This window comes from Mycobacterium sp. TH-M106 (genome assembly GCF_057473765.1).
The window spans coordinates 1-15,661 of record NZ_JBYCLE010000422.1; the positions used below are offsets into that span (position 1 = coordinate 1).

Genomic DNA, 15,661 nt, shown 5'->3' on the forward strand with positions numbered 1-15,661 from the left:
GCTGACCACGTAGTAGGTGTAGCCGTCCGGGTCGTGGAACGCGGTGGTGTTGTTCAGCGTGGTCTGCGCCAGGGTGGAGGGCAGCCCCCCGCCGAAGACGTTCATCAGCTCGATCCCGCTGTAGGCGGCCGGCACGTCGGGTACCTTGACGATCAGCGCCTGGCCGGGCTGTAGGTCGAAATTCCCCGCGGAGACGGCGGCGCTCTTCAGCCCCGCGCCGAAACCCGTCTCCGGCGCCAGGTCGCTCATGGTGTTGGTGGGCTCGAGGATCCCAGCAGCTTCGTTGTTGGTGATACTCATCTGGTTGAAGGGCCCGACGATCTTGCTGAACGCACTCAACAACAGGTTCAACACCGAGTCGACCGAGCCGATTTTGGCGCCGCCCGCCCCCGTCAGCGCCCCGGCAGCGGTTGCATCGCCGCCGGGGAAGAACCCCGAGCTGGGTATGGAGAAGAAGGCGGGGCAGTCGGAGACGCAGTGGATGCTGACGTCGGCGGGACCCTTGGCCCAGTTGCCCAGCATGTCGCGGACCAGCAGGGAGGCATCGCCGCTTTCGGTGGCGTCGGTGTCATTGATGTAGTTCACGGCGCCGGCAGGCTCGTCGGGACCGATATAGACGGTGAACGTGCCGTCGGGGTTAACCGCCAGACCGTGACCGAGCTCGATGCTCTGCTTGGTCTGGGCCGTCAAGGCGGTGATCGCCTCGGTGCTGATCGACAGATTCTCGGTCGCCCCGCCGAGGGTGCCGGTGAGCGCGTAGGTCGCGCCGGGGGCAAGGCCGGCGGTCACGTGGTAGTAAATGTCGGGCGTGAAGAAATCGAAGTACTGGCGCGAGTCAGCAGCGTCGCCGGCCACCGCCTCGGGCGACTGAAAGAAGACGCCATTGAACAGCTCGGTGACTCGGGAGATCCCGCTCATCAGCAGTTCGTAGTTGGTGTTCTGCAGCATCGTCGTCAGCACGCCGTCGCTGCCCGGTGGCGCGTACGACAGGGCTGCGTCGTGCGCCACCGCCTGCTGCATGGCGTTCACGAGATCGTCGAACGCCGGCTGCCACGAGCTCTCCGACGTCGTCAACGACACCGCGGTCAGCGCACCGGTGCTGGAATGCGGTGCGGCACCAGCCAGCCCAGCCAGCCCAGCCAGCCCGGCCAGCATTGTCATCACGATGCCCGCCGCGCAGCCGGACACGCCGCACGGGGTCGGCCGCCGCATGGTTACCGCCTCGTCACCATTGGTGGTATCCATGCCGCAGCCGGATTCTCCTCGCCGCCGAAGTCAGCGCTGGTAGTCGTCGTCGGGTGAGGGGACAGCGTGTTGCTGTTCGAGCAGGTCGGCGGTGTCGGCCTCCGCGTCCGTGGCGATGTCTTCGCAGATCAGGTCGGTGTCGTCGTCGTCAAAGTCTTCGTCGACGGGCAGCGCCTGCTCGGCGAGGTCGGTGTCACTGGCTTCGGCATCGGAGTCGGTCATGGCTGCCTCCATCTCTACGATCGTGACCAGCGTGCACCAACCAGTGTGCACCGGTGGCGGCAACGCCGAGATTACTCAGCAGGAAGGTACGGTCGTGCTATGAGTTCGCAGCAGTTCGAGGTCGTCATCGTCGGAGCGGGCTTCGCCGGCATGGGCGCCGCCATTGCACTCAAGCGGCTCGGGTTCGACGACATCGCAATCCTGGACCGTGAGGACGACCTGGGCGGAGCCTGGCACGTCAACCGCTACCCGGGCCTGGCCGTCGACATCCCGTCGTCCACCTATTCGTACTGGTTCGAACCCAACCCATACTGGTCGCGGCTGTTCGCGACCGGCCCGGAAATCAAGCGCTACGCCGACCACGTCGCCGACAAATACGACGTGCGCCGCCACATGCGGTTCAACACAACCGTCGAGGGCGCCCGCTGGGACACCGAAGAGCGGCGCTGGCAGGTCACGCTGGCCGACGGCGACACACTGAACGCCCGCTACCTGATCACCGCCACCGGCTTCCTGTCGCAGCCGCGCAACCCGGATATCCCGGGAATCGCCGGCTTCGCCGGCAAGGTCATCCACTCTACGGCCTGGGACGACAGCTACGACTTCGCCGGCCGCAACGTCGGATTGATCGGCACCGGGGCCACGGCGATTCAGCTGATCCCCGAGCTGGCCAAGACGGTTGCCGACCTGACCGTCTACCAGCGCACCGCAATCTGGGTGGCACCCAAGCTGGACTTTCGCATCGCACCCGTCGTACAGCGGCTCTTCGCCCGGGTGCCGCTCACCCAACGCGCCCTGCGTTGGGTGACCGACAACTTGCTCGAGTTCATGACGTTGACCGCCGTGCTCAATTACCGCTACTTCCGGCGGCTGTCGATCGCTGCCATGGACCTGTGCAAGATTCACCGATTCGTGCAGGTCCGCGAGAAGGATCTGCGGGCCCAACTCACCCCCGACTACGACATCGGATGCAAACGGCCCAGCTGGTCCAACGACTACTACCGCAGCTTCACCAAGCCGCATGTGCACCTGCAGACCGCCGGGATCGACCGGATCGAACCGGACGGCATCATCACCAACGACGGGAAGAAAACCGTCATCGACACGCTGGTGCTGGCCACCGGCTTCGACCTGTGGGACGCTAACTTCCCCGCCATCGAGATCATCGGCCGCCACGGCCGAAACCTCGGAAAGTGGTGGCGGGAGAACAGATTCCAGGCGTATCAGGGCATGTCGATGCCGCTGTTCCCCAACCTCCTGAGCCTGGCCAGCCCGTATGGATTCTCCGGACTGTCGTTTTTCAACACCATGGAATACCAGATGCGGCACATCGATCGGCTATTCGGCGAGGTGAAGCGCAGGGGCGCGACCGTGTTCGAGGTCACCGAAGAGGCCAACGCAAGATTTTTGGACCGGATGACGCGCCATCTGGACAGCTCGGTGTTCTACGCGGGAGACTGCGCCACATCACGGTCGTACTACTTCAACCACAGCGGGGAGGCGACCCTGCTGCGCCCCACTTCGGTGCGCGATGCGGTTCGGGACGGGTCGCGGTTCGCGCTGAGCGACTACCGCATCGCCTGACGGCGAAGCTCCGGTTGGCGGGCGTCGAGGGCACGAGTTTTGTGGAGACTGACCACCGTAGTGAGGGCCAGGGTCGCCGCGATGACACCGAGGCTGATTGAGACCGGAATCTCGGGCAGGTCAAACGGCTTGCCACCGTTGATGAACGACAACTCGTTGTCACGCAACGCCTCGACGATCATCTCGGCCCCGATAAACACCAAGATGATCGCGAGTCCTTTCGATAGGTACACCAACCGGTGGAGGAGCTCGCCGAGCAGGAAGTACAACTGCCGCAGGCCCATCAAGGCAAACACGTTGGTGGCGAACACCAAGTACGGCTGCCGGGTGAGTCCGTAGATGGCCGGGATGGAGTCCAGCGCGAAAACCAAGTCGGTGGTGCCCAGTGCGAGGATGACCAGAAACATCGGCGTTATCAACCGTGTGCCGCCGCCTTTGACGTAGAACTTGAGGCCGTCCCAGGTGTCGGTGGTGTTCAGGTAGCGCCGAGCTAACCGCACCACCGTGTTCTCCGCGTCGTCCTCGCGCTTGGAATCGCGAAGCAGGTTGACGGCAACCCACACCAAGAATCCCCCGAAGATGTAGAAGGCCCACGAGAACCGGTCGATGGCCACCGCGCCGACCGCGATGAGCATGCCGCGAAACACCAACGCCAACACTATCCCGACCATCAGCGCTTGCTGCTGATAGGCTTTCGGCACCTTGAAGCTCGTCATGATGATCAGGAACACGAACAGGTTGTCCACGGACAGGCTGTACTCGGTGAGCCATCCCGCGAAGAACCGCTGGCCGTTTGTTTCGCCGTAGGCCGACCAGACCCAGACTCCGAAGGCCACCGCCCCCCCGACAGAGACCGACAGCGCGGCCACGCACTCACGCACCGTGGGCTCATGTGGCCGACGGCCGATGACCAGCAGGTCGAACAACAACACACCAGTCGTGACGACCAGGGTGATCGACCACTCGAGCGTAGGAACATTCATCCGCAGGCCTCGGGCCTTCACGCAACGCCTAATTTCGCCGCCACACTGCCGGCCCTGTCTTCGAGTCTGCCAGGCCTGTCACGCCCAGGTGGCGTCAGCGTCGATGACTAGCTGAAAGTTCACCCGACATTCATCTCACCGGCGATGGTCGAGGCTATTGCCCCAGCGGTGCCCGGTGGCGCTTGTCGTGCGGTGCCACTCCGTTGACGCCGCCGATGGTTGCTGCGTAGCTGCCCACCGCGAATGCCACCCCGGAGCCCATGACGCCCAACGCGTCGGAATTGATGTTGTCGACGGTGTCACGGGCACCGTGGTAGTTCGGGTCGAATGGGGCACCGGGCGTACCGCCCCACAGCCGGGCCTGCGTGTTGGACTTCTGCTGGGAAGCGCCGGTGGTCATACCGCCGATCGGCACCCCGGCCACCAGAAACGGGCTGTAGTCGGTGTCGGCGCTCAGCGGCATGTCGGCAGGGCGCCTGCCGGCCAGGTTGAGATAGCCGGCCAGGATGCGTTCGATGCCGGCCGACCCGGCCGGCACGTCTTCGGGCGCTATTTGCTGGTCCGGGCCTCGGCTGGGCGCAGCGGACTGGTCGCCGTCGTAGGTGAAGAAGCCGGCGTTCGGCGAACCGAGCATGTCGAAATTCAGATACAGCGCGATGTCGTTGAGTTGGCCGCGGTCCAAACCGAACACGTAGTCGCTGGAGCCACCCAGCCCCTGCTCTTCACCGCCCCAGAACGCGAACCGCACCGCGTTGGTCACCGGCGGCGACGGCCCCAGTTGCAACGCGGTTTCCAGCACCGCCGCCACCCCGGACCCGTCGTCGTTGATGCCGGGACTGGCGGGCACGCTGTCCAGGTGCGCACCCGCCATCACCACGTCGTGTGTGGACCCGGTTTTCGTCTGCGCCAGCACGTTTCGTGAGGTGTTCTTGACGGTCGTCTCATCGAGGACGAGCTTGACCGGTGCTGCGGCGCGGCGAAGCGCAGTGTCGCCGTCGCGCCCCACCACCGCGACCGGCAGTATCAACTGGTCGTAGTAACCGGGCGGAAACAACCCCGGCGGGGCACCCATCTTGCTTGGCAGGCTGACCACGATCAGTGCCGCCGGTCCGCGGGCCAAGACGGCGTTCTGTTTATCGACCACCGAGCAGCCCGTGTCGTCGGTGACGGCGATCGCGCCCCGGGGTATGCCGGCCGGGTAGTCGCCGGCAGCACAGCCGGCCGGTCTGGCCGGCCGGACCACCTGGCCGGTTATCCCGCCCGGCGGTGTCCGCACCAGCAAGGAGGCCTGGTCGACTGGGTAGTTGACGCCGCCCACCGTCAGGGTGGGCTTACCCGGCGAAGTGGTGACCACCCGGGTGAACTGCGATGTGGTCACGTCGAAGCCCTTGCCGCGCAGTACTTTCGAAACATAGTCGACGCTGGCGTCAAAGCCCGCCGTACCGTCGGCACGGTTTGCGTTGTTGGCGTTGGCGATGTCGCCCAGGGCACGCAGATGGTTGAGCATCGCGTCCACGGTCACCTGGTCGGCCAGCCGGTCGGCCAAGTGACCCGACGCACCGGGCTGCGACGACTGGGACGGCGGCCCCGTCGAGCAACCCGCCAGCAGCCCGGCCACCGCCAGCAGCGCTAGCAGCGCCGAGCTGACCTCACTGGGCCGTATCACGGCCTGCTGACCAGGTGCCGGGTGCGGTCCTCGCGGATCGGAATACCGTTGCGGCCACTAAGATCCTGGGCGTACAGCCCGGTCGCGTAGGCGACGCCGGCACCGTTGATACCCAACTCGGCGCGGTCGACGTGCTCGATGGTGTCGCTTTTCTTGTGGTAGTTCGGGTCGAACGGCTCATCGGCGGTGCCACCCCACAATTTTGCCTCTTCGGCGGACTTCTTGGCCTCCGCACCGGAGAACAATCCGCCTGACGGAACGCCCGCCAGAGTGAACCCGTCGTAGTCCGAGCGACCGTCGAACGCGGTATCCTGAGCGGTCTTGCCGGCCGATTTCAGATAGGCGACCAGCGTGCGTTCGATGCCGGCGGAGCCTTCCGGCACCACCGGCTGGCCACGTTTGTCCACCTCCAGCGAGAGGTTCCCGTCGTAGGTGAAGTATCCGGGGTTGGGCGAGCCGAGCATGTCGAAGTTCATGTACAGCGCGATGTCGGTGAGCGCGTTGACATCCAGTGACTCGATGTACTTCATCGACCCGATCAGGCCCTCCTCCTCGGCACCCCAGAAACCGAACCGAACCGCGTTGGCCACCTGCGGTGAGCTCCCCAGCTGCACCGCTGTTTCCAGCAAAGCGGCCACACCGGAGCCGTTGTCGTTGATGCCCGGTCCCTCCGGGACGCTGTCCAGGTGAGCGCCGATCATCACCACGTTCTCCGTCGAGCCGGTCTTGGTCTGCGCGATGACATTGCGGGACGGGATGTTGTCGGTGTGCGCGTCGAGCTTCACCGTGGCGCTGCCGTGCTTGGCGCGCAGCAGCGCCCCGTCGGACTTGGTCACGCTCACCACCGGGATCTTGACCTCGGTCTTCTCCCCCAGTGAGCCCCCCATCCTGTCCTCGTTGACGTTGTCGGCGACGATCAGTGCCGCCGCGCCGCGTTCGACGACGACGGCCTCCTTGTCTTTGAATGGGCAGGTGCCGCGGTCCACCAACACCACCGCGCCTTGCACCGGCAGTCCGTCGTAGTCCGAGGTGCTGCATCCCGGACTGTCGTCGGCCGGCGCAGCCACCAACGGACCGCTCACCCCGTCCGGTCCGGTACCGAGGCTATACATCAGCGCGCGCGCCTCCAGCGTCACGGCGTCGATGCTCACCGACCCCTTTTCGGCTTTGAACACCCGCGCGGTGAACTCCTGGGTTTTCACGTCGAAGCCGTGATCTCGCAACGTGTTGACCACGTAGTCGACGCTGGCATCGTAGCCGGGGGTGCCCACCGCGCGGGTGTCACCGTTGGCGTCGGCAATGTCCTGCAGCTTTTGCAGGTGCGCCATCATCGCGTCGGAGGTGACCTTGCCGCGCAGTTGGTTGGCGAATTCCGTCGCAGCGGCCTTCTCCGGTTCGGAGCCCTTCGGTGCGTAGCCGCACCCGCCGCCGAGCAGCGCAACGGCCAAGACGACACCGAGCATCTTGCGGTTCACCGCGCCTACGTTAGCCGCTGACCGCGTCGGAACCCGTCAGGGGCAGCACTGCGGTGCCCGGTTGAGAGACGGATTCACGACAACGCCATCGGTTCTACTGCGCTGCGGTGAGTTCCCGGGCTTGAAAACCGGGGCCAGCCCACCCACCGGCCAGCTACAACTCCGGGCTGGAAGCCTGCGCCCAGAACCGCTTCGGGATCCGCCCGGCGCGCCGCGCCAGGTATCCGGCGGTAACAGCCGCCGCCATCGCGGCGGCCATCGCCGGCGGGTCGGCGGCCCGGGTCACCGCGGTGGCCAGCAGCACCGCGTCGCAACCGAGCTCCATGGCCCACGCGGCGTCGCTGGCGGTCCCGATTCCGGCGTCCAGCACGACAGGAACGCCGGCGGCCTCGACGATGATCTCGATGTTGTGCGGGTTGGCGATCCCCAACCCGGTCCCGATCGGTGAACCCAACGGCATCACCGCCGCACAACCGGCCTCCTCGAGCCGCCGAGCCAACACCGGGTCGTCGTTGGTGTACGGCAGCACCACGAATCCGTCATCCACTAACTGCTCGGCAGCCCGCACCAATTCGACACCGTCGGGCAGCAGTGTTCGTTCGTCGCCGATCACCTCCAGCTTGACCCACTCGGTGCCCAGCGCCTCCCGGGCCAGCTGCGCGGTCAGCACCGCCTCGGCTGCGCTGCGACAACCCGCGGTGTTGGGCAGCGGCGTGATGCCCAGCCGGCGCAGAAGGTCCAGCATCCCGGTACCGCCGTCGGCGTCGACACGGCGCATCGCCACCGTCGTCAGCTCGGTGCCCGACGCCACCAGCGCCTGCTCCAGCACCGCCAGGTTCTGCGCGCCGCCGGTGCCCATGATCAGCCGCGAACTGAACTCGCGCCCGGCGATGGTCAGTTTGCTGTCGATGCCGTCAGCCACCTTGCACCGCCGTCACCACCTCAAGCCGCACGCCGTCGGAGAGCGTTGTGGCCCAACCTGACCGCGGCAGCACCGCCTGGTCCATCGCCACCGCGATTCCGCGATCCGGGTAGCCCATCGACGCCAGCAGCCCGGCGACAGTGGTCGCATCGTCGACGTGGATCTGTTCGTCGTTGACCACAACGATCATCGCACTCCCACCGGAAGTAGTTCGGACACAATCTGTTCGGCGGTCAGCGGTGCCAGCAGGAAGCCGCTGCGGCCGTGACCGGCCGCGACCAGGGTGCGCGAGTCCAGGCGTTGTACCAGCGGCAGGTTGTCCGGTGTCGTCGGGCGTAGCCCGGCGGCGCACTCGGCCAACTCGTACTCACCGAGCGCCGGCACCAGGGTGCAGGCGTCGTCGAGCAGGTCACGCACACCCGACACCACCGGGGCGGTGTCGCGGCCGTGCTCATACTGGGTGGCGCCGACCACCACCCCGTCGGAGCGCGGCACCAGGTATACCTGCCGCCCATGCACCCGGGCGCGAATCACCCGTTGCGGTGCCGGCATGCAGCCCTTGCGCCAGCGCAGCCGCAGCACCTCGCCCTTCACCGGACGGATCGGCAGGCCCGGCCAGAGCGTCGGGGCGTCGATGCCGTTGGCGATCACCACCGCATCAGCGGCGCAAACATCCGGGTCGGCGAGATCGTCCACCGGGCCGGCCCAGCTCACCCCGAGCCGCTCGCACGCCGCGGCCAACGCGGTGAGCACCGCACGGTTGTCCACCGCCAACTCGGTGGGGGCGCGAAAGCCGTGCCGGACACCGGCGGCCAGCAGCGGCTCGACGTCCCGAACCGCTGACTCCCAGACCACCGGATGGCCCTGTGCCGACAGCCAGTCGGCGACCGTACGCAGATCGGCGACGTCAGCTCGGTCAACCGCCACTACCAGCGACTCACGGGCGGTGACCACCTGTGGCGGCAGCACGTTCAGCACGTCATGCCAGCACTGCAGCGACTGCAGACCCAGCCGCAGCAGCCGATCCTCACCGGGCCAACCTTCGCTGTGCGGCGCCAGCATGCCGCCGGCCACCCAGGAAGCGCCGTACTCGCCGATGCGGTGCACCCGCACCGACCACCCCGCGAGGGCCGCCCGGCGTGCCACCGACAACCCGATGACCCCGCCGCCGATGACAGCCAGCGACCCCAGCGAGGATTCGGGCATTTCCTGCTCCCTGACGCTAACCTTCCATACCAGCCAACCACGCTAGCCGCTACGGTCGCGGTGTGCACGAAGCCCATCTCGCTCGGCTGGCTCAGGCACTGCTTTACCTGTGCACCGACGCCCGCCGGGAACGCGGCGACCTGGCGGAGTTCGCCGATGCGGCGCTGGCCGGCGGTGTCGACATCATCCAGCTGCGCGACAAGGGCTCGGCGGGCGAACAGCGATTCGGCCCGCTGGAGGCCCGCGACGAGCTGGCGGCGCTGGAGATCCTCGCCGGAGCGGCCCGCCGGCACGGCGCGCTGCTGGCGGTCAACGACCGCGCCGACATCGCCCGCGTCGCCGGCGCCGACGTGCTGCACCTGGGGCAGCGCGATCTGCCGCTGCCCGCGGCCCGGGAGATCCTCGGGCCCGACCCCTTGATCGGTTGCTCGGCCCACGACCACGACCAGGTGGCCGACGCCGCCTGCGGGCCCGCCGACTATTTCTGCGCCGGTCCGTGTTGGCCCACCCCCACCAAGCCCGGCCGGCCCGCATCCGGCCTGGACCTGCTGCGCACGGCGGCCGACCTGGCCGGCGGCGTCGACGCCGGCGGCAAGCCGTGGTTCGCGATCGGCGGTATCGACGCACGACGACTGCCGCAGGTATTGGCCGCCGGCGCCCGCCGGGTGGTGGTGGTGCGCGCAATCACCGCCGCCGAGGATCCGCGGGCCGCGGCCGCTGTGCTCCGTTCGGCGCTCGCAGCAGCGAACTGAGGCGACGCAGCCGCGGCCAGCTGGCAGCGAACCCGGGATGCAGCCGCAGTCCGGCCACTGCGTCCTCGCCGACCCAGCGCAGCTCGGTGCTCTCCCCGTTGGGCACCAGGGGCAGCAACTCGGCGGCGTCGGCAGCGTCGGCGGCGTCGGCCAGGTCGGCGACCACCGTCGTGTAGGTCCAATCGGTGCCGCTGGCAGTGGGGGTGATCGCGGTGATCACAGCGGCCCGGACGACGATCCGCTCGACGGGCAGGCCGGCTTCCTCGTGGGCTTCGCGGACCGCGGCCTGCTCGGCGGTCTCGTGGCTGTCCCGGGCGCCGCCCGGCAACGCCCAGGTGCCGCCCTGATGACTCCACCAGGCCCGGTGCTGCAGCAACACCACCGGAGTGCCGTCGGGTTGCGACGCCCGCAGCAGGATCCCCGCCGCGCCGTGCCGGCCCCAGTAGCGAACACCGGCTTCGGAGAACGCCCATCCGTCACCGTCACCGCGCACGCGTTCAGGATAAGCGCGACGCTCCGTGCCGCATCACGCAAGCTCTTAGACTTCGCTTATACAGTTGGTGAGACGACCAACCGCATGATGGAGTCGGAACAGACATGACCGTTGAGTTGGCGCACCCGTCAACCGAGCCACTGGGTGCGCGGGCGCCGACCGAATTGACCCGCCCACGCTGGTGGTTCTTCACCACCACTCCCGGGCGGATACTGACGATCGGCGTCATCCTGGCCATCCTCGGCGGAGCCAGCGCGTTCGCGACCGCGACCACGATCAACGACCGGCAGAACACGCTGACCACAGTGCTCAACCACACCGAGCCGCTGGCGTACGCCGCCGGGCAGCTCTCCACGACGCTGTCGATCGCCGACGCCGCGGCGGCCACCGCGTTCATCGCCCAGGCCGAACCCCACGCCGTGCGGGCCCGCTATGAGCAGGCCATCACCGACGCCGCGGTCGCGGTGACCCAGGCGTCCAGCGGGCTGACCGACGAACCGCTGGTGCAACTGCTGGGGCAAATCAACGCCGAACTTGCCATTTACACCGGCCTGATCGAGATCGCACGCACCAACAACAGGGCGGGTAACCCCGTCGGGTCGTCGTACCTGTCGGAGGCCTCGGCGCTGATGCAGCGCACCATCCTGCCAGACGCCCAACAGCTCTACCAGGCGACTTCGGCGCGAGTGGACACCGAAACCACCGCGTCGACCCAGGTGCCCGCCCCGGTGATCGTCGTCGTGGTGACGACCGTACTGTTCGGCGCGTTCGTGCACCGCTGGTTGTCCCGGCGCACCCGCCGGCGAATCAACCCCGGACTGGTCGCGGGCGGGCTGGCGATTGCGCTGATGGTGATCTGGGTCGGCACCGTCCTGGTGATCTCCACCAGCGGCAGCCGAGCGGCCAAAGACACCGCGGCCGACTCCTTGAAGGCCGTCACCAACCTGGCGATCACCGCCCAGCAGGCGCGCGCCGACGAAACGCTGTCGCTGATCCGACGCGGTGACGAGGGGATTCGCAAACAGACTTTCTACCAGCGCATCGACACCATGCAAGAACATCTGACCGAGTACCTGGCCCGCGCCAATGCCGTCGACAAAGCCGACCTGGCCGATGCCGGCCAGTTGTTGACTCAGTGGCGAAAGGCCAACGACCGGATCAACTCCTACATCGTGGTCGGCAACTATCAGGCCGCCACCCAAGTGGCGCTGGGCAGTAGTGACGGCGACTCCACACCCGCTTTCGACCAACTGGACGACGCGTTGGTCAAGGCCATGCAGCAAAGCCGCAACCAACTGCGCAATGACATCCTCAACGCGCTGCGGGTGCTGTCGGTGGCCCCGGTCGGCGGTGCGGCGCTCAGCGTCGGCGCCGCGGTCGCGGTGGCGCTGGGGTTGTGGCCGCGTCTGAACGAGTACAAATAACGAGTACAAATGGTGCGTACATGATGGCTCGCTCTACCCGGTTCCTGTGCACCGCGCTCGGCGCGGTGGTCGTGCTCGCCGGCCTGGCCGGCTCAGCCGGATGTGGCCAGCCCGAGTTCCTCACGAAGACAGCAGCTCCGACACTGCCCCCACCCACCCCGGCGGGAATGACCGAACTGCCGCCGGAACCGCCACGCCCCCCCGACCCGGAGGCAGATGACTGCGACCGCACCGCCAGCCTGCGCCCGTTCACCAACCGGGCTCAGGCCGACGCCGCCGTGGCCGGTATCCGCGACCGAGGTCGGCTGATCGTCGGGCTGGACATCGGCAGCAACCTGTTCAGCTTCCGCGACCCGATCACCGGTGAGATCACCGGTTTCGACGTCGACATCGCCGGCGAGGTGGCACGCGACATCTTCGGCACCCCCTCCCGGGTCGAGTATCGGATCCTGTCGTCGGCGCAACGCATCGAGGCCCTGCAGAAAGCGCAAGTCGACATCGTGGTCAAGACCATGAGCATCACCTGTCGCCGGCGCAAGCTGGTGAACTTCTCCACGGTGTACCTCACCAGCACGCAACGCATCCTGGTGGGTCGCGACTCGGCGATCCGAGCGGCTTCCGACCTGTCCGGCAAAAAGGTTTGCGTCGCGGAGGGCACCACCTCGCTGCGGCGGATCCGGCAGGTCACACCTGCACCGGTCATCGTGTCGGTGGTGAACTGGGCCGACTGCCTGGTCGCGCTGCAGCAGCGTGAGGTCGACGCCGTCAGCACCGACGATGCCATCCTGGCCGGGCTGATGTCGCAGGATCCGGGTCTCCACATCGTCGGGCCGAGCATGGGCGAGGAGCCCTACGGCATCGGGATCAACCTGGAAAACACCGGCCTGGTCCGGTTCGTCAATGGCACACTGGAACGGATCCGCCGCGATGGCACCTGGAACACGCTGTACCGCAAGTGGTTGACGGTGCTCGGCCCGGCCCCCCCGCCGCCCGCCCCGAAGTATCTGGAGCGGTGAGCTATGGCTGAGCAAGAGCCGGAGCAGGACGTGGGACCGCCGACCCAACCGGCGGACGTGTTGGCGGAATCGGAGTCGATCCACCGCCCGATGGCCACCCAGGCGATTTTTCGCCCGCACACCGGTGAGGACTCCGAAACCGTCGACAGCGACGCTGCCGAGGCGCAGGGGCAGACCGCGATAACCCGCGCTGGGGCGCCGAGTCGCCGACTGGGCGGCGGCATGGTGGAGGTCCCCCGGGTGCCCGACATCGATCCGTTTGCGGCACTGATGACCGACCCGGTGGTGGCCGAATCGAAGCGGTTCTGCTGGAACTGCGGTCGCCCGGTGGGCCGGTCCAGCTCGGACCGCCCAACGGCATCGGAAGGCTGGTGCCCGCACTGCGGCAGCCCGTATTCGTTTCTGCCGCAGCTGAAGCCGGGCGACATGGTGGCCGGCCAGTACGAGATCAAAGGCTGCGTCGCCCACGGCGGACTGGGCTGGGTCTACTTGGCGGTCGACCACAACGTCAACGAGCGCCCGGTGGTGCTCAAAGGTCTGGTTCATTCCCGTGACGCCGAGGCCCAGGCAATCGCGATGACAGAACGGCAGTTCCTCGCCGAGGTGACGCACCCGGGGATCGTGAAGATCTACAACTTCGTGCAGCACCCGGACTCGCACGGCGACCCGGTCGGCTACATCGTGATGGAATACGTCGGCGGCCAGTCCCTCAAGGAAGTCAAGGGCGGCAAGCTGACGGTCGCGCAGGCGATCGCCTACATGCTGGAAATCCTGCCCGCGCTGGGTTATCTGCATTCCATCGGTTTGGTCTACAACGACCTGAAGCCGGAGAACGTCATGCTCACCGAGGAGCAGTTGAAGCTGATCGACCTCGGTGCGGTGTCCCGAATCAACTCGTTCGGTTACCTCTACGGCACACCCGGCTACCAGGCACCGGACATCGTCCGGACCGGACCGACCGTGGCCACCGACATCTACACGGTGGGCCGCACGTTAGCCGCGCTGACACTGAAGCTGCGCACCCGCAACGGCCGCTACGTCGACGGCCTACCCGACGACGACCCCACCCTGAAGACCTACGACTCATACGCACGGCTGCTGCGGCGGGCCATCGACCCCGACCCGCGGCGGCGCTTCACCTCGGCCGAGGAGATGGCCGGGCAGTTGATGGGAGTGCTGCGCGAGGTGGTGGCAGCCGACACCGGGGTGCCTCGTCCCGGACTGTCCACGGTCTTCACCCGCTCCCGCTCCACGTTCGGGGTGGATCTGCTGGTCGCGCACACCGACGTTTACCAGGACGGTCAGGTGCATTCGCAGAAGCTGACCGCCGCCGAGATCGTCGGCGCGTTGCAGGTGCCGCTCGTCGACCCGTCCGACGTCGCCGCGCCGGTGCTCTCCGCGACCGAGCTGTCCGAACCGGTACAGACACTGGATTCGCTGCGCGCCGTCCGCCACGGTGCACTAGACACCGAGGGCATCGACTTGCAGCAGTCGATCGAGTTGCCGTTGACCGAGGTGCGCGCCCTGCTGGACCTCGGCAATGTGAGCAAGGCCATTCAAAAACTCGACGATCTAGCCGAGCAGGTCGGCTGGCGGTGGCGGCTGGTGTGGTTCCGCGGCGTCGCCGAACTGCTCACCGCCGACTACGACTCGGCCCGTAAGCACTTCACCGAGGTGCTGGACATGTTCCCCGGTGAGCTGGCCCCCAAGATGGCCTTGGCCGCCACCGCTGAGCTGGCCGGCACCACCGACGAGCCCCCCTTTTATCAGACCGTGTGGAACACCGACAATGGTGTGATCTCGGCGGCCTTCGGGCTGGCCCGGGCCTTGTCGGTGGAAGGGGACCGAGACGCCGCGGTGCGCACGCTCGACGAAGTGCCGGCTACCTCCCGGCATTTCACCACCGCGCGGCTGACGAGCGCGGTGACGCTGATGTCCGGGCATTCGCCGAGCGAGATCACCGAGGAGCAGATCCGTGACGCCGCACGCCGGGTGGAAGCACTGCCGGAGACCGAGCCGCGGGTGCTGCAGATCCGCGCGCTGGTGCTGGGCGCCGCGCTGGACTGGCTGACCGAAAATGACGCCAGCACCAACCACATCCTCGGCTTCCCGTTCACCGAGCACGGGCTGCGGCTCGGTGTCGAGGCGGCGCTGCGCGGCCTGGCCCGGCTGGCGCCCACCCAGGCACATCGCTACGCGCTGGTCGACATGGCCAATGCAGTGCGGCCCACATCGGCGTTCTAGGTCCGAAGTTGCGACGGTGTTGCGCGTCACTGATCTTGCCGGATGGTGGCGTCATTGCCGTTGAGGCTGGTTCGGGTGTGATTTGGCCCCGCCCGATGGTGTCGGGCGGGGCTGTCGGTGGTCACGGTGTCGTGGGGGTTGTCAAGGTGTCGCAGGCTGGATGTCGTGATCCGGGGCGATCCGTAGGTATCCCGATGTTTGACGAACAGATAGGCGATGCTGGCCACCAAGGCTTTTCGGTGTTTCCGGCGCGCCGAACTATCGCCCTGGCGCGACTTGTAAAACCACGCCTACGACACGCTGGTTTGCGTCTGATCTGACCCTGATTTTTCAGCCGACTATGGACTGAGGGCCGCGTCGTAACGCGGAAGTGCCCTTCCTGCAAGGGATAATCGTGTTGATTGAAGTCGACGATGATCCCAGGGAAAG

At 67.1% G+C, this 15,661-nt stretch carries 13 protein-coding genes and 1 pseudogene; 5 read left to right on the forward strand and 9 right to left on the reverse strand.

Going from position 1 to position 15,661, the window contains the following annotated elements; genetic code table 11:
- Together AC2VOP_RS14740 and AC2VOP_RS14745 are read right to left on the reverse strand one after the other, a co-directional pair.
- A pseudogene (locus tag AC2VOP_RS14740) lies at nucleotides 1-1,245 on the reverse strand (hypothetical protein); the annotation flags it as partial.
- A 30-nt stretch (nucleotides 1,246-1,275) separates the two neighbouring features.
- A complete protein-coding gene (locus AC2VOP_RS14745; protein WP_486961665.1) occupies nucleotides 1,276-1,467 on the reverse strand; it encodes a hypothetical protein in 192 nt (63 codons plus the stop codon).
- A 99-nt stretch (nucleotides 1,468-1,566) separates the two neighbouring features.
- Here AC2VOP_RS14745 and AC2VOP_RS14750 point away from each other — a divergent pair, with 99 nt between their 5' ends.
- On the forward strand, nucleotides 1,567-3,051 hold the full coding sequence (locus tag AC2VOP_RS14750; RefSeq protein WP_486961666.1) for a flavin-containing monooxygenase: 1,485 nt from the start codon (nucleotides 1,567-1,569) through the stop codon (nucleotides 3,049-3,051).
- On the opposite strand, the gene AC2VOP_RS14755 is transcribed toward AC2VOP_RS14750, so the two are convergent.
- The 6 genes from AC2VOP_RS14755 to thiO form a co-directional block, all read right to left on the reverse strand.
- On the reverse strand, nucleotides 3,036-4,034 hold the full coding sequence (locus tag AC2VOP_RS14755; RefSeq protein ID WP_486961667.1) for a TerC family protein: 999 nt from the start codon (nucleotides 4,032-4,034) through the stop codon (nucleotides 3,036-3,038). The two genes, AC2VOP_RS14750 and AC2VOP_RS14755, sit on opposite strands and share 16 nt — an antisense overlap.
- A gap of 154 nt (nucleotides 4,035-4,188) precedes the next feature.
- Nucleotides 4,189-5,700 carry a M28 family peptidase gene (locus AC2VOP_RS14760; RefSeq protein WP_486961668.1) on the reverse strand — a complete coding sequence of 504 codons (1,512 nt, stop codon included), beginning with the start codon at nucleotides 5,698-5,700 and terminating at the stop codon, nucleotides 4,189-4,191.
- Nucleotides 5,697-7,163, reverse strand: a complete 1,467-nt coding sequence (locus tag AC2VOP_RS14765) for a M28 family metallopeptidase (RefSeq protein ID WP_486961676.1) — start codon at nucleotides 7,161-7,163, stop codon at nucleotides 5,697-5,699. Before AC2VOP_RS14765 ends, AC2VOP_RS14760 begins: the two co-directional genes overlap by 4 nt.
- Nucleotides 7,164-7,329: 166 nt before the next feature.
- Nucleotides 7,330-8,085 carry a thiazole synthase gene (thiG, locus tag AC2VOP_RS14770; RefSeq protein WP_486961677.1) on the reverse strand — a complete coding sequence of 252 codons (756 nt, stop codon included), beginning with the start codon at nucleotides 8,083-8,085 and terminating at the stop codon, nucleotides 7,330-7,332.
- 4 nt (nucleotides 8,086-8,089) lie between these two features.
- Nucleotides 8,090-8,287 carry a sulfur carrier protein ThiS gene (thiS, locus tag AC2VOP_RS14775; RefSeq protein WP_486961669.1) on the reverse strand — a complete coding sequence of 66 codons (198 nt, stop codon included), beginning with the start codon at nucleotides 8,285-8,287 and terminating at the stop codon, nucleotides 8,090-8,092.
- Nucleotides 8,284-9,303 carry a glycine oxidase ThiO gene (gene thiO / locus AC2VOP_RS14780; protein WP_486961670.1) on the reverse strand — a complete coding sequence of 340 codons (1,020 nt, stop codon included), beginning with the start codon at nucleotides 9,301-9,303 and terminating at the stop codon, nucleotides 8,284-8,286. Before thiO ends, thiS begins: the two co-directional genes overlap by 4 nt.
- Before the next feature lie 62 nt (nucleotides 9,304-9,365).
- Here thiO and thiE point away from each other — a divergent pair, with 62 nt between their 5' ends.
- Nucleotides 9,366-10,055 (forward strand): thiamine phosphate synthase, encoded by a 690-nt coding sequence (thiE, locus tag AC2VOP_RS14785; RefSeq protein WP_486961671.1) that lies wholly within the window; start codon nucleotides 9,366-9,368, stop codon nucleotides 10,053-10,055.
- On the opposite strand, the gene AC2VOP_RS14790 is transcribed toward thiE, so the two are convergent.
- Entirely contained in the window at nucleotides 9,988-10,548 is a 561-nt protein-coding gene (locus tag AC2VOP_RS14790; protein ID WP_486961672.1) for an NUDIX hydrolase, read from the reverse strand. The genes thiE and AC2VOP_RS14790 overlap by 68 nt on opposite strands.
- Nucleotides 10,549-10,652: 104 nt before the next feature.
- On the opposite strand from AC2VOP_RS14790, the gene glnX reads away from it, so the two are divergent.
- Genes glnX through AC2VOP_RS14805 form a run of 3 tightly spaced genes read left to right on the forward strand, consistent with a single transcriptional unit; the run spans nucleotide 10,653 to nucleotide 15,232 of the window.
- Complete coding sequence (glnX, locus tag AC2VOP_RS14795) at nucleotides 10,653-11,972, forward strand: protein kinase G-activating protein GlnX (protein WP_486961673.1); 1,320 nt, start codon at nucleotides 10,653-10,655, stop codon at nucleotides 11,970-11,972.
- A 20-nt stretch (nucleotides 11,973-11,992) separates the two neighbouring features.
- Nucleotides 11,993-12,988: a glutamate ABC transporter substrate-binding protein gene (locus AC2VOP_RS14800; protein ID WP_486961674.1), complete on the forward strand. Its 996-nt coding sequence runs from the start codon at nucleotides 11,993-11,995 to the stop codon at nucleotides 12,986-12,988.
- Nucleotides 12,989-12,991: 3 nt separating this feature from the next.
- Nucleotides 12,992-15,232, forward strand: coding sequence for a serine/threonine-protein kinase PknG (locus tag AC2VOP_RS14805; RefSeq protein ID WP_486961675.1), 2,241 nt, complete (start codon nucleotides 12,992-12,994; stop codon nucleotides 15,230-15,232).
- The last annotated feature ends 429 nt before the right edge of the window (nucleotides 15,233-15,661 follow it).